Consider the following 26,085-nt stretch of genomic DNA (forward strand, 5'->3'; position numbering starts at 1 on the left):
AAAGCACGATGGACGCCCCAGTAGACCTTTGCACGATTACTCCCTTGTGATCGTTGAGCCGCTTGTCTGAATTAGCAGCAGTGTTCGTAACGTAATGAACCGGACGGGTTCCGAACAAGACAACTGAACATACGTGCGTGTCTAAGAAAGGGTATTGACCGGCGCCGACCGGTGTACCTCGATCGCCTCCATGTAGTAGGACGTGAGCTGCTCACACAACACGGGCCAGGTGCGGCCCTGCACCGCGGAATACGCTGCACGGCCGAAAGCCCGGCGCTTCGTGTCGTCTCCGAGCAGGTCCATCACACCCGCGTGGAGCTGGTCCAGCTCACCCGGCGGGTAGAGCCAGCCGGTCCGGGAGGAATCAACCAGGTCCAGCGGACCGCCGCGGCCTACTGCAATCACCGGAACTCCTGATGCCATAGCCTCCTGGATGGTCTGGCAGAACGTCTCCGATTCACCCGGATGCACAAAGAGGTCGAACGACGCCATCATCCTTGCCAGGTCCTCGCCGGATTGGAAACCCGCGAAATGTGCGCCGGGCAGCTTGTGTTGGAGGGATTCCTTCGCCGGTCCGGAGCCGACAATGACCAGTTTGGTCCCCGGGATAGCGTCAAGCCCCGCGAGGTCCTCAACCTGTTTCTCGGCGGCGAGGCGTCCAACGTAGCCAATGATCTTTGTGCCGGCCGGTGCCACGGAATGCCGCCAGCCGCCGTCGCGCTTCACGGGGTTGAAGCGGGCGGTATCGACTCCGCGGCGCCACAGCCGCAACCGGGGAATACCGCGAGAGTCGAGCTGCTTCAACGCGAACGACGACGGCGCGAGCGTAAGCGTCGACGCCTGATGAATGCTCTCGACCCGCTGCCACAACAGGTTCTCGGCCCAGGGAACGCCGTACCGGGCCGCATAGGCGGGGATCTCGGTCTGATAGACGGAGACGGTGGGAAGCCCGAGCTGCTCCGCGGCCTGAACCGCACGCCACCCCAGCACAAACGGCGAAGCCACATGGACCACGTCCGGCGCGAAGGCTGCGAGAATCCGCCGCACCCTGGAGACCGTACCGGCCGCCAGCCGCACGTTGGTGTACCCGGTCAGCGGCACCGACGGCAGTGTGATCACCGGATAGCCCTCCACTGAAGCCGGCGCCTCGGAAACGGCCCGGGAGTGCCTGTCCAACCATGACGACGACGGCGCGATCACCAGCACGTCATCACCCCGGCTACGAAGGTGGGCCAGCACCTTCAGCAGGGAGTGGGTCACCCCGTTCATGTGTGGAAGGAACGATTCGGCAACCACTGCGACTCTCACGCTCCCGATAGTGGCAGCGGGTTCTGTGCACCCGGCGAGCGGGAGGTTGCGCGTGAATGAACTCTGCCTCAGGAGGCGGTGTACAACTGAGAGGCGGTGTACAACTTAATAGGCGGTGTACAGCTCGCCGACCGGCAATGCGACATCCAGCCGGTTGTCCGGGCCGGGGAGCGGACACGCCCACTCCTCGTCATAGGCGCAGGAGGGGTTGTAGGCGAAATTCAGGTCGACGATCAGCCGCCCGCCGCGCTCGCCGTGGTGTGCGCCCTTGATGGTGTCCAACACGTACCGTCCGCCGCCGTAACTCCCGCCATCCACACCGGACGAGGCGTCCCTCAGCGGGAGGAAGAGCCCGCCGCCGTAGGACTTCAGCCGCCACAGTGCGAGCCGGCCAACGCCGCCGGAGGCTCCGCCGTCAAGGGAAACCGTCCCCAGCCGTTCGAAAGGGACCACCCCGTCGGTACCGGTGGGAACCTCCATCAGCTGGCCGGCGCCGTCGTCGTCAATGTCAGCTTCGAAACGGAAGGCAGGGTCATATGGTGCGATGTTCAGGCCGGCGAAGGCCTGGCGGGCCGCCGGTGAAAGCGGTGACGCCGGGTGCCCGGCAAACAGCCGGTCGCGTCCCGTACGCCAGTGAGCATGTGCCAGCGCGGGGGAGCCGGCGGCTGCCGCATCACGGACTTCGGCATACAGCGCAAAGACCTCCCGACGCCAGTCCGCTGTGTTCAGTGCCGTCGCTGCGAGAGTCATACTGCCAGCCTAACTCCAGCTTAACTGTTGCCTGCGCGTACTGTATTCAGCGTGACAATAGCGCTGTTCATCCTCGTCCTCGGACTCATCGTGCTAGGCGCAGTTGCCCAACGCATTGCCGGGCTGGGATTCGCGCTGCTCGTTTCACCGTTCCTCGTGCTGATCCTCGGCCCGCACGAGGGGGTGCTCCTGATCAATATCTGCGGCGTGGTGTCCTCAACGCTCATCGTGCCCCGGGTGTGGAAGGACATCGACTGGAGCATGTTCCGGTGGCTGACGTTCCCTGCCGTTTTCGGTTCGGTCGGCGGCTCCTTTGCTGCAGTGAACCTGCCCAGTGCGCCGCTGGCGGTGACCGTTGCCGCCGTCGTGCTGGCAGGGCTGACGGCGTCGCTGGTGCTGCAGCGTTCGTCGGTGATGGTCACGGGAAACCGGTCCAAGGCGGTCGCCGGGTTTTCGGCGGGACTGACTAATTCCATGGCAGGCGTCGGCGGGCCGGCGGTGAGCGCCTACGCGTTGCTCTCCCGGTGGCCGCAGCGACCGTTCGCCGCCACGCTGCAGCCGTTCTTCGCCGTTATCGGATGCGTCACCGTGATCGTCAAGCTCCTCATCGACCCAGGGCAGGTGCCGCCGCTGGACACCTGGATGTGGGCGCTGATCCCGGTCTCGATCATCCTCGGGATCTTCACGGGGGAGCGGCTCTCGCGATATATCCACGACCGCCAGGCGCGCTTCGCCGTCATCGTTATCGCCTTCCTCGGTGCTGCAACAGCGCTCATCAAGGGCCTTGCCGACCTGCTCGCCTGACGCTCCAGCAGAGCCAACGACCGGCGTCACCGTGACCTACACCGCCGAGTCGTTCAGGGGCTGATGCACGCGCCGGTGGCACCATGGAAGGGATGAAACTCCCCACCAAGCCCCGTGCGCTGCCGATGCCCCTCTGGCTGCAGGGCGCCTTTGAACTGGGACAGGCTGCGGTGATCTCCGCTTTGATCGTCCTGGTTCCCCTCGGCGCAGTGTGGTTGACGGGCGGTTTTGCCGGGCGCGATGCGCTCGGAACACTCCACCTCGGCGCGCAGGCCTGGCTGGTACTGCATGGTGCGCCCCTTGAACTTGCACGGCCCGACGGCGGCACCGGCCTGCTGTGGGCAGTTCCCCTTGCGCTGACGCTCGTCCCGTTCCTCCTCGCCTGGCGCGCAGGGCGGCGGTTGGCGCGCGCCTCCTACACCGACCAGCTGTGGCAGGCGCTGCTCGGTGCCCTCGCGGTGTATGCACTCTTCGGTCTCGGCGCCGCCTACCTGGCTGACGACGGCGTTACCTCGGCACCGCTTGCGGCCGGTGCGTGTGTGCCGCTCATCGCAGCCGGTGCGGGCCTGATCATCGGCGCGTACCGCGAGGCCGGCTCGTGGGGGCGCCTGATCGGTGTGGACCTCGCGGAGTGGATTGCCACCACCAGCCAACATTCCCGCTGGGCCGGGTCCTACGTGTGGTCCGCGGTGCGTGCTGCGTTCCTTGCGGTCCTTTCCGCGCTCGGACTGTCGGCGCTGCTGCTCGCCGTGACGCTAGCGATTCACTGGGCGGCCATCGCCACCATCTACGAGAGGCTCGACGCCGGCATACTGGGCGGCGCCGTCGTCACCATCGGCCAGCTCGGCTTCATTCCCAACCTCGCAGTCTGGACCCTTGCCTGGTCCTCGGGCGCCGGGTTCGCACTGGGCACCGGAAGCTCCATTAGTCCGCTGGCAACCACGGCTGGGCCGCTGCCGGCGCTGCCCGTCCTCGGCGCGGTACCTTCGGGACAGCTCGAGTACGGGATGGCTGCCCTCGCCCTGCCGGTTGTTGCGGGTATTCTGGCCGGCTGGTGGTTCTTTCGCGAGGGAGAAAACCACTTCGACGAGTGGCTGCAGCTGAAAGTGGAGGCCCGCTGGTTCACCGCCACGGCATCCACCGTCACGCTCGGGTTGTTCATCGGCGTGTTGGCCGGAGCCGGCACGGCGGTTGTCGCGTTTCTCTCCCGTGCATCGGTCGGAGTTGGCCGGTTCGTCGAGATCGGCCCCGATCCCTTATGGACGGCGCTCTTCGTCGCAGCGGAGGTGGGAGTCGGCGTCGTCATCGGCTACGCAGTCAGCCCGCTGCTGGAGCGGGACTCGCGGTAGCTTCAGCGGGATCCCAGCAGTCCGCCGAGGTTGCGTAGATCCTCGTCACACTCCCGTTGGGCCTTCGATGTGAGTGCGGTTGCCATACATTCCTCATACTGCGCGGTGACTGGCCACAGCAGAATGGCGGCGCCGGCACCGAGGGTGAGGAAGAGCGACGCGACCAGACCTATCGTCGTCGAAATCCGTAGCAGCGTCGGGGCTTTCTGGCGGACCAGGCCAACCAGCGCGAGGATGCCGACGGTCACCGCAGCCAGCCCGAAAACAAGGCCCAGCACCTTCCAAGGGAGTGGGAAGCTGGTGCCAAGGAGGGTCCCGAGCAGGAGCAGCATGAAGACGCGCAGGAGGCCGCGGGTTGATGCAATGTCCTTGTCCGGCGGCGGCGAAGGCTGGCCCGACGGCTTTGCGGGCCTGGCTGCCGGGTCGGAGGGCGCGGGTTTGTTCATGCTTCAACCCTAGGACACACCGTGGCACATCAGCGCGGGCCGCCACCTACTACGCTTGAACCCATGCGCATCGTTGTCCTCGTGTCCGGTACAGGCTCCAATCTGCAGGCGGTGATCGACGCGGTGGAGGCCGGTGAACTGCCGGTGGAAATTGCGGCCGTCGGCGCAGACCGGCCCGGCACATACGGGGTTGAGCGCGCCGCGGCTGCCGGCATCCCCACCTTTGTGGCGGACTTCAAGCAGTACGGCAACCGCTCGGACTGGAACGCGGAACTGACGGCCCAGGCTGCCTCCTACAAGCCGGACTATGTCATTTCATCCGGATTCATGCGTATTGTTGACCAGCGCTTCCTCGATACGTTCCCCAACCGGTACCTCAACACGCACCCTGCCCTGCTGCCCAGTTTCCCGGGTGCGCACGGGGTCCGCGATGCACTCGCGTACGGGGTCAAGGTCACCGGCTGCACGGTGATGATTGCCGACGCCGGGATTGACACCGGCCCCATCCTCGCCCAGGCCGCGGTGCCGGTTCTGGAGGGTGACACCGAGGAAACCCTCCACGAACGCATCAAGGTCCAGGAACGCGCCCTCCTCATCGACACCCTCCGAGACCTCGCTTTAACGTCATCGAGTGGGCGCGAATAACGGCGTTTGCGGACAAAGGCCGTCATAGGGCGCCCACTCGATGGCGTGGGGCGAGCCGCCCGGGGTTTACTCCGCGGTGATGAGGTGCGTCCGGTGGTCGTACGTGAAGGTCACCGCACCGCCGTCGTGCGCGAGCGGAATGTTGTTGCCGTTGAGTGCCCCACCGGCTCCGTAGTTCTCGGGCCAATCCTTGTTGATCGCTGCCTTGTACTCGTAGTCACCGGCAGGGAGGTCCACCGTAAGCCGCCAGAGGCCGTCATCGCCAAGCGTCATCTGCGCCTGGTCACACGCCGGGTCCCAATCGCCCGGGCAGCCCATTTCCGAGTTGAGGCTTCCCGGCACTGATACCGCATTCGGCTGGACTACCACCGGGTCACCGATGATCACCGTGCGCACGTTGCTCACTGACTCTCCAAGCACCGCCCGATACTGCAGCTGCGTGTTGTCAGGCAGATCAAGGGCGGCGATGTCGTCGGTCAGGGTGTACGCGGGTGAGGAGCTATCGGTGCCGATCTGCTCCCAGTCGCCGCCGTTCACACTGCGCTCAAAGGAAACCACATTGGTTGCCTTCTCCGGATCCGCTACGGCGCTGAGCTTGACGGCGTCCCGTACCCAGGCGTTTTCCGCAGGAGCCTGAAGCGTCACGATCGGCGCAGGCGCCTCCGCGTTCACCACACCGCTGCCGGCGGTGTGACCCTTGTTGTCCAGCACCACCGCACGGTACTCCAGCGGTGTACCGGGATCGAGCGCGGCAACATCATGGAAGACGCGGTAGGGCGCGTTGTCATCCGTACCGATCGGAGTCCACTCGCCGCCGGCCGTGCGCGCTTCGAAGGACACCTCGTAGAAGGAGGAACCGTCGACGTCGGCCTCCACGAGCATGCGCCCGTTGTCGCCATCCGCCGGGGTCGGTTGTGTGAGACGAACGGCCGGAGCGGCTTTGGAAGCCGGAATGCGGCCGGAAGCCTCATAGACGACGGCGGACAGCGGCGGCACCGTGATGGTGATGGTGCCGTTGCGCGCTGACTTCACGCGGTCTTCCCCCTCGCCGTAGATGGACTTGAAGGTCCTGGACGGCAGGTAGGTGGGCACCTCGGCGGTCTGCGCTTCCTCGCTGTTGTTCAGTGCCACGACGTACTCGCGCTGACGCTCCGTGTCGATTCGCGAGAAGGCGTAGATCCCGGCTCCCTCGGATGCGTAACGGTGCTGGTGGGCTCCGTTGCGCAGAGCCGGGTGTTCTTCGGTCACCTCTGCGAGCGAGCCGATGGTCTTGTACAGCGGGTGTTCCGGGTTGAAGTTGTCCTCGGCGTGGGTCGCATCGGTACCGAGGAGATCATCATCGAGGTAGTCAGCCACTTGGCTCGCGAAGAGGGTCTGGCGGGCATCCTGATCGCCGCCCGGGCCGGTGAAGCCCTGCTCGTCGCCGTAGTAGATGACAGGGTTACCGCGCGAGAAGTACATCAGTTCGTGCGCCAGTTCGTCGCGGGCAAGCAGCTCGCCCTCGCCGGCGTCAGGGTTGTCAGCGGCCACGAACCCACCGATGCGGCCCATGTCGTGATTGCCCAGGAAGGTGGGCAGGCTGTATGCGTTGGAATCGGCGTCGGTGTACCAGTCGTCGCCGATGAAGAACTGCTCAAGCTGCTGTGCGTCCGCACCCCGGGAAGCAAAGCTGCGGGCTGCCTCCTGGAACGGGAAGTCCAAAACGGCCTGCATGGAGTTGCGGGTGGTGTACTGCGAGGTGAAGTCCTTCGTGGTGTCGAAGACCTCGCCGAACATGAAGAACTCGTCCTTGCCCTGGTCATGGGCGAACTTCAGGACGTCCGGGCCGAACTCCTGCCAGAACCCGTCATCGACGTGCTTCATGGTGTCGATGCGGAATCCGTCCACACCGAAGTCGGCAATCCAGGTCTGGTAGATCTCCTTCATGCCGTCAACCACCCTGGGGTGCTCGGTGAAGAGGTCGTCCAGGCCGAAGAAGTCGCCGTAGTAGGAGTCCTCCCCGGCGAAGGTCGTGTCGCCGCGGTTGTGGTAGAGCGTCGGATCGTTGAGCCAGGCCGGAACCTTGAGGTTTTCCTCGCCCTCCTCGAGCACCGGTGCGTATGGGAAGGAGGTCTCCGCATCGAGCTCGGGGAAGTCCTCGCTGCCCGCCACATCGCGGTCATCGAACGGCACGCCGTCAGCGGTCCGGTACGGCACCTCATCCTTGGAAACGTAAGGCATCCGGGTAGCGTCCTTGTACCCGATGACATCCGCGGTGTGGTTGGTGATGATGTCGAAGTAGACCTTCATGCCACGGGAATGCGCCTCGTCGATGAGCGCTTTCAGATCATCATTCGATCCGAGGTGCGGGTCGATCTGCGTGAAGTCGGTGATCCAATAGCCGTGGTAACCGGCCGAGTTATCTGCCGGCTGCACAGCCTTGTTCTTGAAGCTCGGGGTCAGCCAGATGGACGTGGTGCCCAGGCCCTCGATGTAGTCGAGCTTGTTTAGCAGTCCTTTGAGGTCGCCACCGTTATAGAAGCCTTTCCTGGTGGGATCGAAACCGGACACCATCGGATCAGAACCGAGGCCGCCGTCGTCGTTCGCTGTAGTTCCGTTCGCGAAGCGGTCAGCCATCACGAAGTAGAAGTTCTCATCCGTCACCGGCGCGCGCAGCGAGTGCTGCGCTTCGGCAGTGGTTGTGGGACTTGGGCTGTTGGGGCCGGCCGGTTTGGCCTGCGCGGGTAGGGCGGTGCCGGTCGCTGCGAGCAGGGATGCAAGCACGACAACAGTGGCGTTGCGGGCAATCATGAGACCTCCGGAGAGTGGAATGAACCCTCATAGCGTGTCTCGGATCACATTTAGGTGTCAAATCAAATGCGGGTGCCTCTGGTTTCCGGAGCATTGAAGGCCATCCACAGCACAGCGAGCAGGACCAGCAGCCCCGTCACCGCAAAGGTCAGCGGCAGCCCCAAATACGGCCACAGCAGGGATCCGAAGATCAGCGGAACCAACCCTGCGCCGACCCGCGAGACCGTTGACGCCCAGCCGAACCCGGACCCCCGCAGCTCAGTTGGGTACAGCTCAGACACATAGGTGTAGAGGACCGGAATCGCCACCTGAATGGTGAAACCGAACGCGAGGAGCCACGCGGTCGCCGCAGCCGGCAGCTCAAGGTTGAGCGCGAAAATCACCAGCACGACGGCGGATAGCGGGCCTGATACCGCGAGGATCCATTTCCTGCCCACCCGCTCAACCAGGAGTGCGGCCGCAACCACACCGAGGAACCCGATACCGGTCATGCCCGCCGTGGTCAGGAAGGCCACTGACTGGCGGTACCCGGAGGCGATGAGGATCTGCGGCATCCAGGTGAGGGCACCGTAGTAGACCAAAAGGATCGACAGGAAGAGACCCCAGGCGGCAAGGGTGATGCGCCAATTGAAGCGCCAGAGCGCAGTGAACTGCCCGGTCAGGCCGCCGAGCGTGAGGCGCGGATCGTCTCCAGCCGGTGGTAGGCGCCACTCGCGCACAGCCCCACCGGTGCTCTTGACCAGCTGGTCGATGACGGCTTTGGCCTCGCCGGTGCGCCCACGCTGCACGAGGAAGAGCGGCGATTCCGGAACTGAGCGGCGCACCCAGAAGACCAGAAGCGCCGGCAGCACCATGACCAGCATGAGGTAGCGCCAATCTCCAAATGCGGCAATCAGGATCGCGGACACCACACCGCACAGCGCAGCGCCAATAGGCCACCACCCGTCCATGGCGGTGAGCACCCGGCCGCGGTGCTTCCGCGGAGTGAACTCGCCGACCAGCGCGTAATCCACGGGGATGCAGCCGCCCAGGCCGAAACCGGCGAGGAACCGGAAGATGCAGAACCAGACCAGGTCACCGGACAACGCTCCGAAGACCGTGAAGAGCGAGAAGATCAGCAGGGTCGCGGTGAACGCCTTCTTCCGCCCGATGATGTCGGCGATCGACCCCCAGGCAAACGCCCCGACCGCCATTCCAATCAGGTTGGACGTGCCAACCCAGGCTGCCTGGCCGGGCGTCAGCCCCCATTCGTCGGACAACAGCGGGATGAGGTAGCCGTTGAGGGTGACGTCCCAGGCGTCGAACATGAACCCGAGACCGCCGATGAGGAAGATCTTGCCCTGTACGCGCCACCGCCATGGCAGGTCCTGAACCACCTGGTCGCCGGTGGGAAGCTCGGTTGAAGTGCTCACGGTTCCGTCCTGACGGCGCCGCCCGGCGCTCCTCGCTCACTGCGACTGTCTGGAACACCATACCGCTGCCGTCAGGGCTGGGCTCGGTCCACCAGTTCGCGCAGAGCCTCATTCACTTTTCCGGGATGGGTGAGGTTCACCATGTGGCCGGCTCCTTCCACCAGGACCAGCTCGGCAGAGTCGATCTGCTGTGCGAGGTTTTCGCTGCGTTCAGACGGAATGACGCGATCATTTGTTCCGGCCAGGACGAGAACCGGAATGTCATCCAGAACATCCAGTGCTGCGGGAACGTTGTAGCTGACAAAGGCGGGGTAGAACGCGGAAGCCATCGACATGGGAGTGCCGATCCACATGTCCTCCACCATGCCGGCCGCTTTCTCCGGCGGGCCCTGCTCGCCGAAAAGTTTGTGGAGCAGCCAGCGCTGCCCCCACTGTCTCCGGAACGGCGCGATCACGTCGATGAGTGGTGCGGTCAGCCAAAGCGCCCAGGCAGCGACGGTAGCCAGGTGTGTCCTGACCATCGCCTGCGCCGTCTGGCGGGGCATGTTGGTCGCCGGGAGGCGCCCTGCTGCAGTCGACAGAAGCGCTACGGCGGCGATTCTCTCGGTAAAGAGTTCCGGACGTTGTTTCGCCAGCGCAAGAGTGGCCATGCCGCCCATGGAGTGCGAAACGAGGACTATCGGGATGGTGGCCGGCTGCGCATCGATGACCTGCCCGAGGTCATGACCGAGCTGATCGATGGTGGCCCTTCGGTAACGACCCCACCCACTGGAGCCGTGCCCGCGGTGATCAAAAAGCACCAGACGCGCTGCACCCCGGAGGGCAGCACGCTGCTCATGGAATTCCTGGGAACTGGCAGCGAAGCCATGCACGAAGACGATGGTAAGCCGGGCGTCGGCATGGTCTTCAACGTCGGTATGGAGTTGAATTCCGTCGTCGACCGTGATGGTACTGCCGGGCCCTGCAACGGTGCCCTGCCGGAGATGTCGCGCGTATGAACCGCGGGCGAGCACGGCTGCTCCGGTGGCAAGCACTGCGGTAGCCAGAAAACGGCGGGCATAACTGAGGAAAGTTGTGGGCATGGCGCTTTGTGCGTCACCTTTCATTTCTGGTTTTGGAGACTGGTTGGCTGTGAATGATTCCGCAGTGTGCCGGGTGCAGGTTGGGACTCTTCACGCGATGCACCGCGCGCCGGTTCGAAGCAGCGCCAGCAAGCCCAAACCCAGACGGTGGCGAAGAGCAGGCTAACGATCGTGTCGGAGGGGTAGTGCACGCCCCAGTACAGCCGCGACAGCAACACTCCGAGCACGATGAGCGGCGCGAGGATCAGCCCGAGGTCGCGCAGGCGGGACCGGGTCCAGGCCCGCAGCAACAGAGCCAATCCGCCGTAAAACACAACTGCCGCGGCAACGTGCCCGGACGGGAATGAGGAGGTGGGCGGAACTCCTTCGGAGAGGTGGTCAACGTCAGGTCTGGTTCGTCCCACGATCATCCCGGTGATCAGATACAGGGCGGTTTCTCCCACCACGGCAGTGATCAGGAAGATCGTTGGAGCGCCTCGCCGGGTGGCTGCGGAGAAAATTGCTCCGGTAACAATCAGCGCTCCAATGATTCCCCCGGTCGTTCCGAACGATCCGGCCATGGTGGCAAGAGCATTCCACGTGTCGGTGCGATTCTCGGCGAACCACTCCACCACCGCCTGGTCGAAGGAGCGGACAGGAGAAAGCGCCCCTGTAATGAGCAGTCCCAACCCGATGACCGCGCACGCGAGCAGCAGCCATGTACCGCAAAGTATGAGGACGCTGCGACCCCCGCCAGGCAGGAGCGGTTCCCGAACTGGAACCGGCACTAACGCGCGCCGGTCCTCAACCGGCAAACCGGAATGAAGAACTGGCCAGGGCTCGTCCGGCCTGCGCCAGCGTCGGAAGGCCCATGCGCTCACGCACAGCCAGGTCAGGCCGATCAGCCAGCCACCGAGAACCGCCCACAGGGACACCGCGCCTGTGATGGCTCGGATAGCTTCCACGGCGGCCGCCGCCACCACGATTCCGATGATCGTCCAGGATCTGCCCCGGCCTGGGATTACCGGCAGGAACACCAGTAGCAGCGCCCCGCACGTTACAACCAGGTGAACGGAACCCACCGAGAACAAGGTACTTCCGCCCTTGGACACGGCGAGCGCGTTCGTCAGAAGAATTCCTGCGCCGACCAGAATCGCCGCACCTGCCGTCACAACGCCCAGATAAACCGCCAACGGGTAGAGACGGCGGATCAGCAAGCACACAACTACTACAGGCAGGATCAGCCATCCGGCCTGGGCAACGATTTCGGCAACATAGCCGACGGCGCCGCCGAGCACGCTCAGGAAACCGTTGCTGGGCGGTTCGCTGAGCTGCGACTGAGGCACAAGCGCCTCGTAGGCCAAGCCGATGCCGACCAGCGCGAGCATCCCCACGGTGCTGTGCAGGAGGAACCGGCCCAGCCCATCACTCAACTCTGCTGCCATACGGAATCCCTTTCGGTGTTCCAGGTCTTGACGACGGTCCAGATGACGGCGGCGACGGGTACGGCGAGGATCGCTCCGATGACGCCGGCAAGGATCGCTCCCACCGCTAGCGCGAGCAGGACCACCAACGGATGAAGTTTGACGCTCTTGCCCATGATGATTGGCTGCAGAAGGTTACCCTCCAACTGCTGAACAAGGACGACGGCGACTGCCAGGGCGAGCGCGGTGCCGGCGCCATTGGTGACGAAAGCGACGAGGACGGCGAGAAGTCCGGTCACGGTTGCGCCGATGACCGGGATGAATCCTCCGAGGAAGACGATGGCTGTCAGGGGCAGGGCAAGGGGAACTCCGAGCAGAACCATGGCCAGCCCAATCCCTGCTGCGTCGATGAGAGCGATGATGGAAATGCCTCGGACATAGGCTCCCATGGTTTCCACGGCGTTCTTTCCCGCGCGTCGCGTCCTTTCCAGGCGTTTACCTTCAAGGGGGCGGATCAGGAAGGACCACATGGCCTGGCCATCCTTGAGGAAGAAGAACAGAACCACAATCATGAGAAGCAGCGCGGTCAGGAACGTGGCGACGGTGTTGAGTGCGGCAAATGCATCGCTCAACGACATGCCCTCGGTGATGGATTGAACTGCATTTTCACGCGCTTGACGCAATTCCTGTTCCGAGAAGGGCAGCGGGCTTCGCGCGATATTCTCTGCAAGCCTGCTGAGCCCGGCTTCAGAATTGGCCCGGAGTTTGTCCCACTGGGTGTAGATGGAATAGGCCACCGCCGCACCGGTTCCGAGAAGGGCAGCCAGGCAGACGAAGAGGGAGATGAAGGTGGCCGCGGATTTGGGTAGCCCGCGACGCTGCAGGAGGTGGACCAGCGGGCTGATCGCGGCGGTCAGCAGGAGGGCAATCAGGACGGGTATGAGAACCAGCTTCACAGCGCTCAGCGCCATGACGGCTATGACGGCTGCGAAGACCCCGAAGATGAGCACGTGCAGCTTTACCGCGGCGTGCCCCAGACCGGTGCTCCAGACGCTCCTTCTCCCAGTGGGCTGGTGGGCACTCATTGTCGTGCCGAGCTCTGAATGGTTGAGGTTTGGTCCTTCCACATGGACAGGAATATCCCGGCGATGATCGCGCCGGCTCCGCCCACGGCTATATCGATCAGAGTGTCGATATAGCCGACGTGGATTCCCTTGGAGATGAAGGCGTTGCCTGCCCACTCCGCGAATTCCCAGAGCACTGCCACGGTGATGCCGAAAGCGAAGGTCAGGACCACAATCGAACGTGACGGAAGGGCTTTGCCGACGGGGCTACCGGGAGTGACTTCGGTGCTTGCCAGCAGGAGGTAGAGCACCGCTGCCGATGAGCCGGCCGTAATGAAGTGCACCAGGATGTCCCACCAGGTGATCGCCTCGTAGAGACCGGCTACGCCGCTCCACGTAGCCAGGAGAATGGTAGCGCCGAATGCCGCATCGAAAGGGCCGGCCAGGCGGGCGAGCCGCAGACCGATCAATCCGGCGCTGACTACCGCAAAAGCGAGGATCTCGGGAATCCCATACCAGAGCACGGCGAGCACAATGCTGATGATCGAGGCGATCCTGACGACGTCGCCGATTCGTCGCCAACGGTGATGGGCGTCATTGCTGTGCTTGTGGGTATGCACTGGATCAGCCTTTCTTGTGCGCTTACTGTAGGTTCGCCGTGAGCCGGCACGCGTTGTCGAAAAATCTCTGGTGCAAGGGTCGTTTGCTCCACGAGGATAAGTCCAGTCTGCTGCTTTCAGCGGCGTAGTGCGCCGCTAGTTCTTCCAGTTCGCCCACAATGCGCCGGTCCAGCACCAGAAGGCTGATTTCCTGATTGAGCTCGAAGGAACGTACGTCCATGTTCGAGGAGGCGATGACGGAGGTGTAACTGTCAATGATGACGAACTTGGAATGAAGCACAAACGGCTGTCGATAGAGGTGAATTTTGACCCCCGCCCGCAGGAGTTCTTCGTAGTAGGAACGCTGTGCGTGATGGGTCAGTACATGATCAGAGGTAGCACCCAGGTGCACATCCACGTCAATTCCGCGCTGAGCAGCCGATGTCAACGCAATCAGCAGCGACTCGTCCGGAACCAGGTAAGGGCTGCAGATGACCACGCGCTGCTCTGCCCCGTAGATGAGGTGATTGAACAGACGCAGGTTATTTGAATTGCCCAGTGCCGGACCGCTGGGAACCAGTTGGCAGTAACTGGGCAAGGGTTGGGAGCCCAGCGCGTTCCTGACGGGTCCTGTCGATGGGGCTGCCGCCTGAAGTTGGATATCTTCACGCGTTTCTATCTCATGCGTTTCCGCTGACCAGTCCGCGACGAAAACGGTATTCAACTGGGCAACCGCCGGGCCTTCGACCTCGACCATCAGGTCGATCCACTCGAAGTTCTTTCGCCGGTTTCGCTTCTTGTTGTAGCTCGCATCGATGATGTTCTGTGAACCGGTGAAACCCACCCGGTTGTCCACGACCACGATCTTCCGGTGATTCCTTAGGTCCGGGCGCTGGTATTGGAAGCGCGGCGGTGCAACGGGTAGCATCTTCCGCCAGCTGATGCCTGCAGCATCCAGTCTCGACACCGCAGCTCGGTAACCTGGGAAACCTTTGCTGCCCAGATGATCGAGCAGAACGCGCACCTGGACGCCTCGGGCATGTGCTTCTTCGAGGGCAACAAAGAAGCGGTCGGTCGTGGAATCGGCGGCGACGATGTAGAACTGCGCATGCACAAAGGACACCGCCTGCTTTACACACCGCGTCATTGCCTCAAGGCTTTCGTCGTAGTCGGTGTGCAGGGTCAGCTCGTTTCCTGCCGTCAGCGGGGTCGCTCCGTTATTCCGGTTGAGCGTGACCGCAGCAGAGACCGCCGGTGGGATCCGTGCGAGCCGCACATCGAGTTCCGCCTCCTTCCGGGCAGGATCATCGTTCCCCCGTAACTCATCGGCCAGGCGGTGCTCGAAGGCTGCACGGCTGCCACGCAGCCGGAGTCTGCCAAAAAGCAGGAAGATCAGCAGACCGGCGATTGGGAAAAAGAAGATCAGGGCGAGCCAGGCAAGGGCAGAGGAGGGGCGCCGATTGTGGGGAACAGTACCTAAGGCTGCGACGCGGATCAGAAAATCCACGACGACGAGCCACGTCACGGTCTGGCCGGCGGGGGAGCCCCACCACGAGAGGAAATCCATACTCAGGGCGCAGACGCGGCGTCGACCTTGACCGATGTGGCCAACAGGTAAGGGTCATCCTCCCACTGCTCGTAGACTGTGTCGTCCAGGTCGACGCCCAACTCCTCCTCGACCGCCTCAACGTCCAGATACTCGTGAACAGTACCGTTGATGATCAGCGATTGCCCGGGCTCCAACTGTGGAACCTCCCCGTCGTGAACAACCAGTAGCGGGTTCACCGTCGTGTCATCCATACCCGCGATGGTGAACGCCCGTGGGTCGAGTGGTTGCTTGACTTGTGCGGATAATGTCACTTCTTCGCCGAAGTAGATCGTCAGCTCGTCCCAGAAACTCTGGTCATACACTTCGTCGTAGGGTCCGGAATCGAGGGAGTTGTCGGACTCCTCGTCGCCGGCAATGAAACCAGCGTCCGGATCCTCAAGATCCACCCCGGCTTCATAGACGCTCTGCTCTCCACAGCCGGCCACTCCGAGCACTGCAGCCGGCAGTACGGCAATCGTCGCTGCTTTCTTTGCCCATGTCTTTCTTGTTATCGAGCCCATCATTTCCTCCATTGGTGGAACCTGTAGGTCGGGTCCGGCTCATCGACCGTTCTGATCGGTTGTTTTCCGGCCCTATTCGGCCGGTATGTCGATGGCAGTGACTTCGAGATAGAAATCCCCTATCCAGTCCTCATAAAGCGCATCCTCGAGATCAATACTGAGATCTTCTTCGGCGGTGCTCGGGTCGAATGCTTCCTTGACGGCTCCGGTGACTTGGATGGGCATGCCGGGCAGGACTTCTTCTGCATCGGATTCGTTCAGTACCAGCAGGGGATCCGCGGTGGGGTCATCCCCGCTGATGATGGTGAATGAGGTGGGAGAGAGCACATCCAGAACCTCTGCGGAGAGGCTCACTTCCTCACCCACATACGTGTTGATCGCATCGTAGAAGTTCGGGTCATAGTCCCCGTCAAATGGTTCCGGCTCCGAGGTGCATCCAGCGAGTCCGGCACCGGCCACGGTGGCGATGGCAAGCGCGGCGCACCGGCGTAGATATGCGTGTTTCATCGGTGTTCCCATCGTTGGACCTTTTGCGGACAGTGGTCAGGTGGCCCACCCCCGAGGCCGGACCACCTGACAATTCGTTCCCGGCCGGTCAGCAGAAGTGCGGCCGGCCGGGAGGTGTTGCTAGCTGTCTGCGTCCACTGAAGTGTCGACAGTTTCGGCGACGACGTAGTTCTCGCCGTCGAAGTCAACGAATGCTTCGTCGTCGAGGTCCAGCCCTGTCTCTTCCTCAACGGTCGGCAGGTCGAAGGACTCCATCACGGTGCCGGTGACTGAGACGGTCAGGCCGGGTGTGACTTCTTCCATCTCGCCTTCGGCAATCACCAGGAGTGCCTCCACCGTGGTGTCATCCGTGCCGGCGATGGTGAACGACTTCTCCGAGACAATCTCGTTGACGTCCGCCGAAAGGGTTACTTCCTCACCGACGTAGCTCTCATAGTCCTCATAGAACCCGGTGTCGTAGGCACCCTCGTAGGGTTCCACGGCTGCGCCGGCGTCAACGGCTTCCTCCTCCTCGGCGACAGCTTCCTCTTCAACCACATCTTCGACGTCAGCGCCCTCTTCTGTGCCTGAAGTGCTGTTACACCCTGCCAGGCTCAAGGCAGCGATTGGCAGGATGCCTGCCATGGCAAGCTTGCGGGTGCGGCTCATCTGCTTGTGCGTTGTCATTTGGGTTTCCTCCTTCGTTGATGGACGATGGCGCCTTGACTCTTGTGAAGTCTTGGTGCGCCCGTTCATCTACGACGTAAGCATGCTTAGTAGTTTGCCCTCAACGAGCGTGACCGTTCTGTTATCACGACTTCCGGGACTCTTCCGGCGGGAGCCACGGTGCCCGTTCCGCTTCATCGCAAGCGTCTGCGGAAGATTGCTGTCGGATGCCTGCGAAGAACATTAAGGAAGGGCAACAGGGATCGTTATTTCGGCGTTACGTTGGGGTCAACACCGGTTGCACGGACCAGTGCTGTTTCAGTCCTCGTATGACTCGGCGAGCTTTCTGCGTTCGTGCTGCCGCCGGCTGTACGTCGCTTCGCGGATCGCCTCGTCCTTATCGAAATTCGACCCCAATGCTCCGGCGATCGTGCCGAGTGATGCCGCCAACCAGGACAAGGTGGCGTAGTCGAGGAAGCTCACGGAGTGTCCTAATTGGGACTGCAGGTAGCCCGCGGAGATGACTGCGATGGAACCGCCCAGGAGGATGGTGTATAGCACCAGGTACATCATCGTCACGCTCAGGAACACTGTGATGATGGTGGATGCGTTGTCACGTCTGGCCTCGTTGATGTCCCATTTGCTGTGCCGCCTCGTCTTGCTCCACAGTCCGTTGTGCATGATCAGCCAGGCACTCAGCGCGCCGATGCTCAAGAAGCTGATCATGAACAACCGGAGCGGGGAAAGTGCGTCGGCCATGTTCCAGATGGCTGCATAGAAGATGCCGAAGGCTCCCGAAGCTGCTGCCGCTGCGATGCAACTCGACAGGGCCGGCAGTAGCCGCCCTGGCCGATTGTTGCGGACCATCCCCACCAGTAATCGAAAGCGGCCGGACCTGCCCGACGTCGTGAGGTAGCTCGGCTTGTCCCGCTCCTCTCCGGGGTGGTAGGAAATCCTGCCCAGGCCCACCTCATCGAGTTGGTGGAAACCGGTCGCCCATGGCTCTGCCCTCAGGGCATGGACCAGCGCCAGGATGAGTCTGCGCGCTTTAGCTTGAACGCCAACGGCGCCCAGCACCGGAAGGGAGATCAGTGCGCCGTTCATCTCGTGGTCTATCTCCACAAGCATCGGTTCTCCGTCTGCGGCCCTCGGCAAGTCAGTCAGATAGAAGAGGTAGTCCCAGCCGTTCTCGTTCTTCAGTCTTTTCGTCAGGGAGAAAAATGGAATTTCTCCCTCGGAATTAAGCGGCAGCTTCTCGCGCTTCGTATGTACCTTCCAAAGTTCTGAGTCGTCCGTCCCCTGCCGCAGTTCGTTGGCGAGTTTGCCCTTGAGCTGGTGCATGATCTTTTCAGGCAGACCCGGGTCGGCTATCAACCCAACCGTGAATTCACCCACGAATGTTTCCAATCGAAGCTCCGTACTGGATCCGGGTACAAAATGCGAAATCGGCTGGCGGGAGCACCTTCCCCGCCAGCCGCTTCCGCTTCATGATTCTCTTTCAGCGAGGATTCGCGTAAGAGGTTCTAATCGTCCTCTTCAACAACTTCCTCGTCGACTACCTCTTCCTCAACGGCCGGATCATCGCAGCCGACGACTCCCACCGCGGCAAGTGGCAACAGCGCCGCCACTGCAATCTTCCTCCACCAGGAATTCATAGGTGCGTTGTTCATGGCTCCTCCTTCGTGTGCAAGAACCGACACTGGCAGGACGGCCCGATGCACGGGTTATGGATTGATTTGCGTCAGTGTCACCGCACGCCGGGTCAGCGGCGGTTACGGTCGACGTCGTCGGTGTCGATTTGTTCCTTGCGGACTTCCTCATTCACGGTCTGCTCTTCGGTGACCGTGTCCTTGTTCAGACGGACGCGCTCCACCGGCACAGCTTCCTTATCTACGACGGGTCGCTCCTCGTGGAGGACCACCTCATGCTCGTCCTCACTGACGCCCTGGCCGCTGAGGGCATCACCGCGGTTGGCTTCGGTGATCGGCTCTCGCTCGACGCGCACCTCTTCACGCTGAACCGGGACTGTTTTAGTGACATTCTCCGTAACGACAAACTTGCGTAGACGAGCCCGTCCGGTCTCCTGCCGCTCAGTGCCTACGTGGAGTTGCTCCTCAGAACGAGTCATTGAGTCATCCGTCACCGGCCCCGAGGTGTCGCGACCAACGGAGTTGGGCTCCGAAACGTAGTCCCCGTCCGTTATGCCGTAATAGCGGTATAGCTCGGCTTCCTCCAGCTCGCTCAAGTGCGCGTCGGGAGCTACCTGCGGGGCGTCCTTAATAGTGGCCTTCGTGTAGCCCACTCGTACGTCGTCGCCCTCGAGCGTTGCGCCGTCAAGCGGTGCAAAAGACTCCTTCGATCCGAAGAGCCCCGTGTTGACCGTGACCCAGCTCGGGTTGCCGGTACGGTCATCGACGTAAATTTCTCCGACAGAGCCGACCTTGTTGCCGTCGAAGTCGAGGACGTTGCCCTTGGAATCGAGGATGCGGGAAATATCGTTCTGGGTGATCATGGTGTTCTCCTTCACTCAGTACCCTGTACCGGGAAAGCATCGTGGTGCACGGAAGAAGCCGTGCCGGCATTATTGCTCTTCGAGGATTTCGGCGCTCGTGACGGCGAGGTAGGGATCGCCGACGTAGTCGGCGAACAGTTCATCTTCCAGATCAATTCCGAACTCCTCCTCGACGGCAGCGACGTCGAAGGCCTGCTCGACAGTTCCGGTGAGCTTGACGGCCTGACCAACATCGAGGGGAGGAATTTCCTGCTCCTCAATCACCAGCAGCGGATCGACGGTGGTGTCCGGACCGCCCGCGATCACGAAGGAATCATCCGTGAGCGTCGCCGTTACGTCCGCTGAGACGGTTACTTCCTGGCCCACGTAATTCTCAGCATCGTCGTAGAAGTCCTGATCGTAGGCGCCGTCGTACGGTTCAAGGGCGGGATCCGCTTCCTCAGCGACGTCTTCCTCGTCGATCAGTTCATCTTCTTCGACAATATCCTCGACATCGGTGCCTGTCTCGGGCCCGGAGGTGCTGTTGCAGCCTGCAACCCCGAACGCGGTAATAGGGAGAATCGACAGCATCGCTGCCTTCTTCATCCAACTCTGTTTACTCATGGTTCCCATGACTCCTCCTTTTATGGATCGGGCTTTTATGGATCGGGACTCTTCTACGTGGGGCTGGCCGGCCAACGCATGTGGTTGACCGGCCGGGAGGTGTGGTTAGCTGTCGGCGTCCACGGAGGTGTCGACGCTCTCCGCAACGACGTAGTTCTCGCCGTCGAAGTCAACGAACGCTTCGTCGTCGAGGTCCAGGCCTGTCTCTTCCTCAACGGTCGGCAGGTCGAAGGACTCCATCACTGTGCCGGTGACCGAGACGGTCAGGCCGGGCGTTACTTCCTCCATCTGGCCATCGGCAAGGACGAGGAGTGCCTCAACCGTCGTGTCATCGGTGCCGGCAATGGTGAAGGACTTCTCGGAGACAATCTCGTTGACGTCTGCCGAGAGCGTTACTTCCTCACCGACGTAGCTGTCGTAGGCTTCGTAGAAATCTGTGTCATAAACGCCGTCGTACGGCTCGACGGGATCTCCCTCATCAGCGACAGCTTCTTCCTCGACCACATCTTCAACGTCAGCGCCCTCTTCTGTGCCCGAGGTGCTGTTACACCCTGCCAGGCTCAGTGCGGCGATCGGCAGGATGCCTGCCATGGCAAGCTTGCGGGTTCGGCTCATCTGCTTGTGCGTAGTCATTGGGTATTCCTCCTCTATCGGTGGATTGTGGCGCCGAAGCGCCGGTTCCCTATCTACGTAAGCGTGCTTAGTACTTCACTCCAACCGATGAGACCTGTCTGTTATCAGCCGTCCGCGGACCCTGTGCAACGGGGGAAGGTGGACACACAGGCGTCATGGCAGGCCTGCGAGCAGGTCCGGTTGGGAAAGCACGGTTTCGAACATTAAGGTTTCACGCCGCTGATCGTTATTTGCGCGTTATTTCCTGCCCGGACTCCCGCCCTTTTAGACTGGAGATGATCCCACCGCACTCATTCCCCCTTGGAGACCTGCGTGACCTTGACCAACCTTGATCGTGTTCCCATCCGCCGAGCGCTGATTTCCGTCTATGACAAGACCGGTCTGGAGGAACTTGCTCAGGGGCTGCACAACGCCGGCGTCCGCATTGTGTCCACCGGGTCTACTGCCAAGACCATCGCGGCGGCAGGCATCCCGGTGCAGCAGGTCGAGGAAGTCACAGGTTCACCGGAAATGCTCGACGGCCGGGTGAAGACGCTTCACCCGCGCGTGCATGGCGGGATTCTGGCTGACCGCCGTGTCCCGGCCCATATGGACACACTCGCCGAGATGGAGATCGAAGCGTTCGATCTGGTGGTGGTCAACCTTTATCCGTTCGTTGAGACGGTGAAGTCCGGCGCCTCAGCGGACGACGTCGTCGAGCAGATCGATATCGGCGGCCCCGCTATGGTGCGCTCGGCAGCCAAGAATCATGCCGCCGTCAGCATCGTGGTGGATCCGACGTTCTACGGCAGTGTTGTCCGCGCCGCCGGCGAGGGCGGCTTTGACCTGAAGACCCGCCGTCGGCTGGCCGCACGCGCCTTCGCTCACACTGCCGCCTATGACAACGCGGTCGCCTCCTGGACGGCAACGCAGTTCCAGGACGAGGACGACGACGGCCTGATTGACTGGCCTGCCTACGCCGGCCTGGCGCTGGAGCGCTCGGAGGTACTGCGCTACGGCGAGAACCCGCATCAGCAGGCAGCGCTCTACGTGGACAAGGCCGCTCCTGTGGGAATTGCGCAGGCGGACCAGTTGCACGGCAAGGCAATGAGCTACAACAACTTCGTCGACGCCGATGCCGCGTTGCGTGCCGCCTACGACTTCCGTGAGCCGGCCGTGGCCATCATCAAACACGCCAACCCTTGTGGTGTTGCAGTTGGCTCATCAACGGTAGCGGATCCCATCGCGGATGCCCACGCCAAGGCGCACGCCTGCGATCCCGTATCCGCGTTCGGCGGCGTCATCGCAGCTAACCGCACTGTGACGGCCGGCATGGCAAGGACGGTGAAGGAAATTTTCACCGAGGTTGTCATCGCCCCCGGTTTCGACGCCGAAGCGGTTGAGATACTTTCCCAAAAGAAGAACATCCGCCTGCTCGCCCTGCCCGAGGGCTACGATCGCTACCCGACCGAGATCCGTCAGGTGTCCGGCGGCGTCCTGATCCAGGTCACGGACACCGTGAACGCCGACGGAGATGACCCCGGGAACTGGACGCTCGCGGCGGGCGAGGCAGCGGACACCGCAACGTTGGCGGACCTCGCATTTGCCTGGACCGCCTGCCGGGCCGCGAAGTCCAACGCAATCCTGCTCGCCCGCGATGGTGCCGCCGTCGGCGTCGGAATGGGACAGGTAAACCGGCTGGATTCCTGCAAGCTCGCGGTGGAGCGGGCAAACTCGCTCGCGGGTGAGGGTAAAGAACGCGCGCACGGTGCGGTGGCGGCGTCGGACGCGTTCTTCCCGTTTGCCGATGGTCTGCAGATCCTGATCGATGCGGGTATTCGCGCCGTCGTTCAGCCTGGCGGGTCGGTACGCGACCAGGAAGTCATCGATGCGGCGAATGCGGCGGGCATCACCATGTACTTCACCGGAGCACGCCACTTCTTCCACTGAACCGGTACGTTAGACACAGTTGAAGCACCAACAGACTCAGTACAAAAAGAGCCCTCAGGAGACGCCTCACCATGGCTAAAATTATCTATACCCACACCGACGAAGCGCCGATGCTGGCCACGTATTCGTTCCTCCCGATCATCGAGGCTTTCGCGTCGACCGCCGGGGTAGAGGTGGAGACCCGCGACATCTCGCTGGCCGGGCGCATCATTGCGACGTTCGGCGACTACCTGACCGAGGAACAGCGCATCGGTGACGCGCTCGCCGAGCTGGGAGAACTGGCCACCAAGCCCGAAGCGAACATCATCAAGCTGCCGAACATCAGCGCGTCGGTGCCGCAGCTGAAGGCAGCTATCGCGGAGCTTCAGGGCCAGGGTTACGCACTGCCGGACTACCCGGACAGCCCATCCAGTGATGAGGAATCCGACGTCCGCGCGAGGTATGACAAGATCAAGGGCTCGGCCGTCAACCCGGTGCTTCGCGAGGGCAACTCGGACCGCCGCGCGCCCCAGTCGGTGAAGAACTACGCCCGCAAGAACCCGCACACCATGGGCGCGTGGTCAGCCGATTCGAAGACCAACGTCGCGACCATGAGCGAGGGTGACTTCCGTTCGAATGAGAAGTCCGTTGTCATGTCCTCCGATGACTCGCTGACCATTCAGCACGTTACACAGGACGGCACGGTGAACGTTCTGAAGAAGGCGTTCCCGGTCCTCGCCGGCGAGGTTATCGACGGAACCGTCATGCGTGCGGCGGCCCTGGACGAGTTCCTTGCAGCCCAGGTTGAGCGCGCAAAGAATGACGGTGTGCTGTTCTCCGCACACCTCAAGGCCACCATGATGAAGGTGTCAGACCCGATCATCTTCGGCCACATTGTCCGCGCGTTCCTGCCTGAGGTCTTTGCCGCCTACGGCGACCAGCTCCAGGCAGCAGGGCTTAGCCCCAACAACGGGCTCGGCTCCATCCTGAGCGGCCTCGAGAAGCTGCCGTCCGGCACCCGCGAAGAGGTGGAAGCTGCCGTCCGCAAGGGCATCGAGAACGGACCGAAGCTGGCGATGGTGGATTCGGACAAGGGGATCACCAACCTGCACGTTCCGAGCGACGTCATCGTCGACGCTTCCATGCCCGCGATGATCCGAACCTCCGGTCACATGTGGGGCCCGGATGGAGAAGAAGCAGACACTCTCGCAGTGCTGCCGGACAGCTCGTACGCGGGCATCTATCAGGTAGTGCTTGACGACTGCCGCGCCAACGGTGCCTTCGATCCCACCACCATGGGCACCGTGCCGAACGTCGGCCTGATGGCCCAGGCCGCCGAGGAATACGGCAGCCACAACAAGACTTTCGAGATTGAAACGCCGGGCAAGGTCCAGATTGTGGATAATTCCGGTGACGTCCTGATCGAGCACGATGTCGAGCCGGGTGACATCTGGCGTGCGTGCCAGACCAAGGACGTCGCCATCCGCGACTGGGTCAAGCTCGCGGTCACGCGAGCCCGTGCATCAGCAACGCCGGCCGTGTTCTGGCTTGATGAGGAGCGCGCGCATGACGCCAACCTGATCGCCAAGGTGAACGAGTACCTCGAGGAGCACGACACCGACGGTCTCCAGCTGGAGATCCTCTCTCCGGTGAAGGCAACCGTATTCACCCTCGAACGAATCCGCAAGGGCGAAGACACCATTTCCGTCACAGGAAACGTACTGCGGGACTACCTCACCGACCTGTTCCCCATTCTTGAACTGGGCACCAGCGCCAAGATGCTCTCCATCGTTCCCCTGATCAACGGCGGCGGCCTCTTCGAGACGGGTGCGGGTGGTTCTGCTCCCAAGCACGTCCAGCAACTCGTCCGCGAGAATCACCTGCGCTGGGACAGCCTCGGCGAGTTCCTTGCGCTTGCGGTCAGCTTCGAGCACCTTGCCACCACGGCAGGAAATGCGCGTGCCCAGATCCTAGCGGACACGCTCGACCGTGCAACGGCTACCTTCCTCCTGGAGAACAAATCACCGAGCCGCAAGGTCGGCGAACTCGACAACCGTGGAAGCCACTTCTACCTTGCCCAGTTCTGGGCCAAAGAGCTCGCAAGCCAGAGCGAGGACGCCGAGCTCGCAGCGGCATTCTCGGCAGTGGCGGAACAGCTGACGTCCAGCGAAGACACCATCCTGTCGGAACTGCTCGCAGTCCAGGGAACACCGGTGGATATCGGCGGCTACTACCACCCGGACATCACCAAGGTGGTGGCCGCGATGCGGCCGTCGCAGAAGTTTACTGAAGTCCTCTCGACCCTCGGCTAGGACCGCATGCAGAACGCCCCGCACCCGCGATTCGCTCGCAGGTGCGGGGCTTTTTGCTTGCAGAAGCTGAAGACGAATAGTCGATGAACTGTTCACACCGGGTAAGAAGCATGTTCTCCTTGAGGCTCAGCATTGACCGTGGGGGTGATGGCATGAGCAGGCGAAACCGCCGTTCGCTCATCTCCTCTGTGCGCATTTCCCTCCTCAGTGTCGGAGGCGCTTTCGGTCTGCTGGCGTTGTCTGCGGGCGCAGCACAGGCGGTCGATGCCGGGGAGCGCAATCTGCTGGGGTCCGTCACTTCCGTGGTTGAGTCGGTAACGACTCCCGTGGAATCGGTGGTCCAGAATATTTCAGGACCCCTCGGCGGTGTAGTTGAGGCAGTTCCTGTTGAGGCAGTTGCGCCGATCCCGTCCAACGAGAATTCTGCACTGCCCGCGGTCTCGGACGTCATTCAAAATGTGCCACCCGCTATCGCGAACATCAGCGCGGTCGAGACGGTTGCTCCGGTCACCAGCCTGGTGGACGCTGCTGTTTCCGAACTGCCTGTGGTGAACGTGATCGTCCCGCCGGGAACAACCACAGCCGTTACCCAGCCTGTCCTGGAAGCCGTTGATGCAGCAGCCGCACCTGTGCTGCCGCCGGTCCAGGAAGTCGTGACGCCGGTTGTTCGTCCTACTGCGCCTGACGAGATTGTGGCACCCCTTCCTGAGCCTGTGAGCGTTGACCCACCTGTCTTGCCCGAAGCTCCCACTGAGCCGTCGGTTGCTGACCCCCAGGTCTCTGCGGAGGAGGAAGTAGCAACGCTTATGGCGCCCATCCGTTTGCCTGGCGAAGCGCTGCCGGCTGCTCAAGAAGCCCCAGAAACAACTGTTGTTTCGGGATCTGTGACAGTGGACGCACTGGCAACTGACTTCCACCCAGCGGACTCACCACACGGTGCGGTGTATGCACTGCAGGGGCTTCCAGATCTTGCGGTAGCTGATCTTCAGCAATCGGACGGTTCGGTTGGCATCGCGGCGGGTAATGCCGCTTCCGGCGCTGCTGCTGCAGGGTCAGCAGGCGCGAGCAGTCCATACGCCGCTGACAGCCATTTTTCTTTCGATTTCAGCATTTCTTCTCTTGGCGCTTCACAGTTCGGCTATCTTGCTGCGCTGTCTTCTGGGCCAACTTTCGACCCCGGTTCAACTCCTGATTGATGAGCCGT

Annotated in this window: 24 protein-coding genes; 6 read left to right on the plus strand and 18 right to left on the minus strand. The window is 62.4% G+C overall.

Annotated elements, in window-relative coordinates:
- Nucleotides 1–141: 141 nt before the first annotated feature.
- Together AC1MBU_RS06630 and AC1MBU_RS06635 are read right to left on the minus strand one after the other, a co-directional pair.
- Nucleotides 142–1,308 (minus strand): glycosyltransferase family 4 protein, encoded by a 1,167-nt coding sequence (locus AC1MBU_RS06630; RefSeq protein WP_479789517.1) that lies wholly within the window; start codon nucleotides 1,306–1,308, stop codon nucleotides 142–144.
- A gap of 105 nt (nucleotides 1,309–1,413) precedes the next feature.
- Nucleotides 1,414–2,058 (minus strand): DUF1684 domain-containing protein, encoded by a 645-nt coding sequence (locus AC1MBU_RS06635; protein WP_479789519.1) that lies wholly within the window; start codon nucleotides 2,056–2,058, stop codon nucleotides 1,414–1,416.
- Nucleotides 2,059–2,109: 51 nt separating this feature from the next.
- On the opposite strand from AC1MBU_RS06635, the gene AC1MBU_RS06640 reads away from it, so the two are divergent.
- Both AC1MBU_RS06640 and AC1MBU_RS06645 read left to right on the plus strand, forming a co-directional pair.
- Nucleotides 2,110–2,862, plus strand: coding sequence for a TSUP family transporter (locus tag AC1MBU_RS06640; RefSeq protein WP_479789524.1), 753 nt, complete (start codon nucleotides 2,110–2,112; stop codon nucleotides 2,860–2,862).
- Between the two features lie 92 nt (nucleotides 2,863–2,954).
- A complete protein-coding gene (locus tag AC1MBU_RS06645) occupies nucleotides 2,955–4,211 on the plus strand; it encodes a cell division protein PerM (protein WP_346028495.1) in 1,257 nt (418 codons plus the stop codon).
- 2 nt (nucleotides 4,212–4,213) lie between these two features.
- Here AC1MBU_RS06645 and AC1MBU_RS06650 read toward each other — a convergent pair whose 3' ends face one another.
- Nucleotides 4,214–4,657 (minus strand): hypothetical protein, encoded by a 444-nt coding sequence (locus tag AC1MBU_RS06650; protein WP_277358226.1) that lies wholly within the window; start codon nucleotides 4,655–4,657, stop codon nucleotides 4,214–4,216.
- A gap of 63 nt (nucleotides 4,658–4,720) precedes the next feature.
- Here AC1MBU_RS06650 and purN point away from each other — a divergent pair, with 63 nt between their 5' ends.
- The gene (purN, locus tag AC1MBU_RS06655; protein ID WP_479789529.1) at nucleotides 4,721–5,302 is read left to right on the plus strand and encodes a phosphoribosylglycinamide formyltransferase; all 582 of its coding nucleotides are present in this window, start codon (nucleotides 4,721–4,723) and stop codon (nucleotides 5,300–5,302) included.
- 66 nt (nucleotides 5,303–5,368) lie between these two features.
- Here purN and AC1MBU_RS06660 read toward each other — a convergent pair whose 3' ends face one another.
- The 15 genes from AC1MBU_RS06660 to AC1MBU_RS06730 form a co-directional block, all read right to left on the minus strand.
- A complete protein-coding gene (locus AC1MBU_RS06660) occupies nucleotides 5,369–8,092 on the minus strand; it encodes an alpha-amylase family glycosyl hydrolase (RefSeq protein ID WP_479789531.1) in 2,724 nt (907 codons plus the stop codon).
- Nucleotides 8,093–8,154: 62 nt separating this feature from the next.
- Nucleotides 8,155–9,504: an MFS transporter gene (locus AC1MBU_RS06665; RefSeq protein ID WP_277358223.1), complete on the minus strand. Its 1,350-nt coding sequence runs from the start codon at nucleotides 9,502–9,504 to the stop codon at nucleotides 8,155–8,157.
- Between the two features lie 71 nt (nucleotides 9,505–9,575).
- On the minus strand, nucleotides 9,576–10,586 hold the full coding sequence (locus tag AC1MBU_RS06670; RefSeq protein WP_479789537.1) for an alpha/beta fold hydrolase: 1,011 nt from the start codon (nucleotides 10,584–10,586) through the stop codon (nucleotides 9,576–9,578).
- Between the two features lie 20 nt (nucleotides 10,587–10,606).
- On the minus strand, nucleotides 10,607–12,010 hold the full coding sequence (locus AC1MBU_RS06675; protein ID WP_479789539.1) for a phosphatase PAP2 family protein: 1,404 nt from the start codon (nucleotides 12,008–12,010) through the stop codon (nucleotides 10,607–10,609).
- On the minus strand, nucleotides 11,995–13,074 hold the full coding sequence (locus tag AC1MBU_RS06680; protein WP_346028490.1) for an AI-2E family transporter: 1,080 nt from the start codon (nucleotides 13,072–13,074) through the stop codon (nucleotides 11,995–11,997). The genes AC1MBU_RS06675 and AC1MBU_RS06680 overlap by 16 nt, the downstream gene beginning before the upstream one ends.
- Nucleotides 13,071–13,673, minus strand: a complete 603-nt coding sequence (locus AC1MBU_RS06685) for a DUF2238 domain-containing protein (protein ID WP_277358219.1) — start codon at nucleotides 13,671–13,673, stop codon at nucleotides 13,071–13,073. The genes AC1MBU_RS06680 and AC1MBU_RS06685 overlap by 4 nt, the downstream gene beginning before the upstream one ends.
- A 22-nt stretch (nucleotides 13,674–13,695) precedes the next feature.
- Nucleotides 13,696–15,219: a cardiolipin synthase gene (gene cls, locus AC1MBU_RS06690; RefSeq protein WP_479789542.1), complete on the minus strand. Its 1,524-nt coding sequence runs from the start codon at nucleotides 15,217–15,219 to the stop codon at nucleotides 13,696–13,698.
- Nucleotides 15,220–15,221: 2 nt separating this feature from the next.
- Nucleotides 15,222–15,761: a hypothetical protein gene (locus AC1MBU_RS06695; RefSeq protein ID WP_479789544.1), complete on the minus strand. Its 540-nt coding sequence runs from the start codon at nucleotides 15,759–15,761 to the stop codon at nucleotides 15,222–15,224.
- Nucleotides 15,762–15,833: 72 nt separating this feature from the next.
- Nucleotides 15,834–16,268 (minus strand): hypothetical protein, encoded by a 435-nt coding sequence (locus AC1MBU_RS06700; protein WP_479789547.1) that lies wholly within the window; start codon nucleotides 16,266–16,268, stop codon nucleotides 15,834–15,836.
- Nucleotides 16,269–16,388: 120 nt separating this feature from the next.
- The gene (locus AC1MBU_RS06705; protein ID WP_471673090.1) at nucleotides 16,389–16,934 is read right to left on the minus strand and encodes a hypothetical protein; all 546 of its coding nucleotides are present in this window, start codon (nucleotides 16,932–16,934) and stop codon (nucleotides 16,389–16,391) included.
- 297 nt (nucleotides 16,935–17,231) lie between these two features.
- Nucleotides 17,232–18,308 (minus strand): hypothetical protein, encoded by a 1,077-nt coding sequence (locus AC1MBU_RS06710; RefSeq protein ID WP_479789549.1) that lies wholly within the window; start codon nucleotides 18,306–18,308, stop codon nucleotides 17,232–17,234.
- A gap of 128 nt (nucleotides 18,309–18,436) precedes the next feature.
- Complete coding sequence (locus AC1MBU_RS06715; protein ID WP_471673092.1) at nucleotides 18,437–18,583, minus strand: hypothetical protein; 147 nt, start codon at nucleotides 18,581–18,583, stop codon at nucleotides 18,437–18,439.
- 92 nt (nucleotides 18,584–18,675) lie between these two features.
- Nucleotides 18,676–19,425, minus strand: coding sequence for a YsnF/AvaK domain-containing protein (locus AC1MBU_RS06720; RefSeq protein ID WP_346028487.1), 750 nt, complete (start codon nucleotides 19,423–19,425; stop codon nucleotides 18,676–18,678).
- Between the two features lie 69 nt (nucleotides 19,426–19,494).
- Complete coding sequence (locus tag AC1MBU_RS06725) at nucleotides 19,495–20,028, minus strand: hypothetical protein (RefSeq protein WP_346028486.1); 534 nt, start codon at nucleotides 20,026–20,028, stop codon at nucleotides 19,495–19,497.
- Nucleotides 20,029–20,133: 105 nt separating this feature from the next.
- The gene (locus tag AC1MBU_RS06730) at nucleotides 20,134–20,661 is read right to left on the minus strand and encodes a hypothetical protein (protein WP_479789552.1); all 528 of its coding nucleotides are present in this window, start codon (nucleotides 20,659–20,661) and stop codon (nucleotides 20,134–20,136) included.
- Nucleotides 20,662–20,973: 312 nt separating this feature from the next.
- On the opposite strand from AC1MBU_RS06730, the gene purH reads away from it, so the two are divergent.
- From purH to AC1MBU_RS06745, 3 genes are all read left to right on the plus strand, one after another.
- Nucleotides 20,974–22,590: a bifunctional phosphoribosylaminoimidazolecarboxamide formyltransferase/IMP cyclohydrolase gene (purH, locus tag AC1MBU_RS06735; RefSeq protein ID WP_479789555.1), complete on the plus strand. Its 1,617-nt coding sequence runs from the start codon at nucleotides 20,974–20,976 to the stop codon at nucleotides 22,588–22,590.
- A 71-nt stretch (nucleotides 22,591–22,661) separates the two neighbouring features.
- Complete coding sequence (locus AC1MBU_RS06740) at nucleotides 22,662–24,881, plus strand: NADP-dependent isocitrate dehydrogenase (protein ID WP_479789557.1); 2,220 nt, start codon at nucleotides 22,662–22,664, stop codon at nucleotides 24,879–24,881.
- Nucleotides 24,882–25,033: 152 nt separating this feature from the next.
- Entirely contained in the window at nucleotides 25,034–26,077 is a 1,044-nt protein-coding gene (locus AC1MBU_RS06745) for a hypothetical protein (protein WP_479789559.1), read from the plus strand.
- Nucleotides 26,078–26,085: the final 8 nt, after the last annotated feature.

This window comes from Arthrobacter sp. PTI12, from assembly GCF_056679915.1.

Coding starts and splice junctions, on each gene's coding strand:
- AC1MBU_RS06670 (WP_479789537.1), bottom strand. CDS start 10,586: ATGCCCACAACTTTCCTCAGTTATGCCCGCCGTTTTCTGGCTACCGCA.
- AC1MBU_RS06715 (WP_471673092.1), bottom strand. CDS start 18,583: ATGAACAACGCACCTATGAATTCCTGGTGGAGGAAGATTGCAGTGGCG.
- cls (WP_479789542.1), bottom strand. CDS start 15,219: ATGGATTTCCTCTCGTGGTGGGGCTCCCCCGCCGGCCAGACCGTGACG.
- purN (WP_479789529.1), top strand. CDS start 4,721: ATGCGCATCGTTGTCCTCGTGTCCGGTACAGGCTCCAATCTGCAGGCG.
- AC1MBU_RS06680 (WP_346028490.1), bottom strand. CDS start 13,074: ATGAGTGCCCACCAGCCCACTGGGAGAAGGAGCGTCTGGAGCACCGGT.
- AC1MBU_RS06695 (WP_479789544.1), bottom strand. CDS start 15,761: ATGGGCTCGATAACAAGAAAGACATGGGCAAAGAAAGCAGCGACGATT.
- AC1MBU_RS06730 (WP_479789552.1), bottom strand. CDS start 20,661: ATGACTACGCACAAGCAGATGAGCCGAACCCGCAAGCTTGCCATGGCA.
- AC1MBU_RS06650 (WP_277358226.1), bottom strand. CDS start 4,657: ATGAACAAACCCGCGCCCTCCGACCCGGCAGCCAGGCCCGCAAAGCCG.
- AC1MBU_RS06700 (WP_479789547.1), bottom strand. CDS start 16,268: ATGAAACACGCATATCTACGCCGGTGCGCCGCGCTTGCCATCGCCACC.
- AC1MBU_RS06645 (WP_346028495.1), top strand. CDS start 2,955: ATGAAACTCCCCACCAAGCCCCGTGCGCTGCCGATGCCCCTCTGGCTG.
- AC1MBU_RS06745 (WP_479789559.1), top strand. CDS start 25,034: ATGAGCAGGCGAAACCGCCGTTCGCTCATCTCCTCTGTGCGCATTTCC.
- AC1MBU_RS06740 (WP_479789557.1), top strand. CDS start 22,662: ATGGCTAAAATTATCTATACCCACACCGACGAAGCGCCGATGCTGGCC.
- AC1MBU_RS06725 (WP_346028486.1), bottom strand. CDS start 20,028: ATGAGTAAACAGAGTTGGATGAAGAAGGCAGCGATGCTGTCGATTCTC.
- AC1MBU_RS06675 (WP_479789539.1), bottom strand. CDS start 12,010: ATGGCAGCAGAGTTGAGTGATGGGCTGGGCCGGTTCCTCCTGCACAGC.
- AC1MBU_RS06660 (WP_479789531.1), bottom strand. CDS start 8,092: ATGATTGCCCGCAACGCCACTGTTGTCGTGCTTGCATCCCTGCTCGCA.
- AC1MBU_RS06705 (WP_471673090.1), bottom strand. CDS start 16,934: ATGACAACGCACAAGCAGATGAGCCGCACCCGCAAGCTTGCCATGGCA.
- AC1MBU_RS06635 (WP_479789519.1), bottom strand. CDS start 2,058: ATGACTCTCGCAGCGACGGCACTGAACACAGCGGACTGGCGTCGGGAG.
- AC1MBU_RS06720 (WP_346028487.1), bottom strand. CDS start 19,425: ATGATCACCCAGAACGATATTTCCCGCATCCTCGATTCCAAGGGCAAC.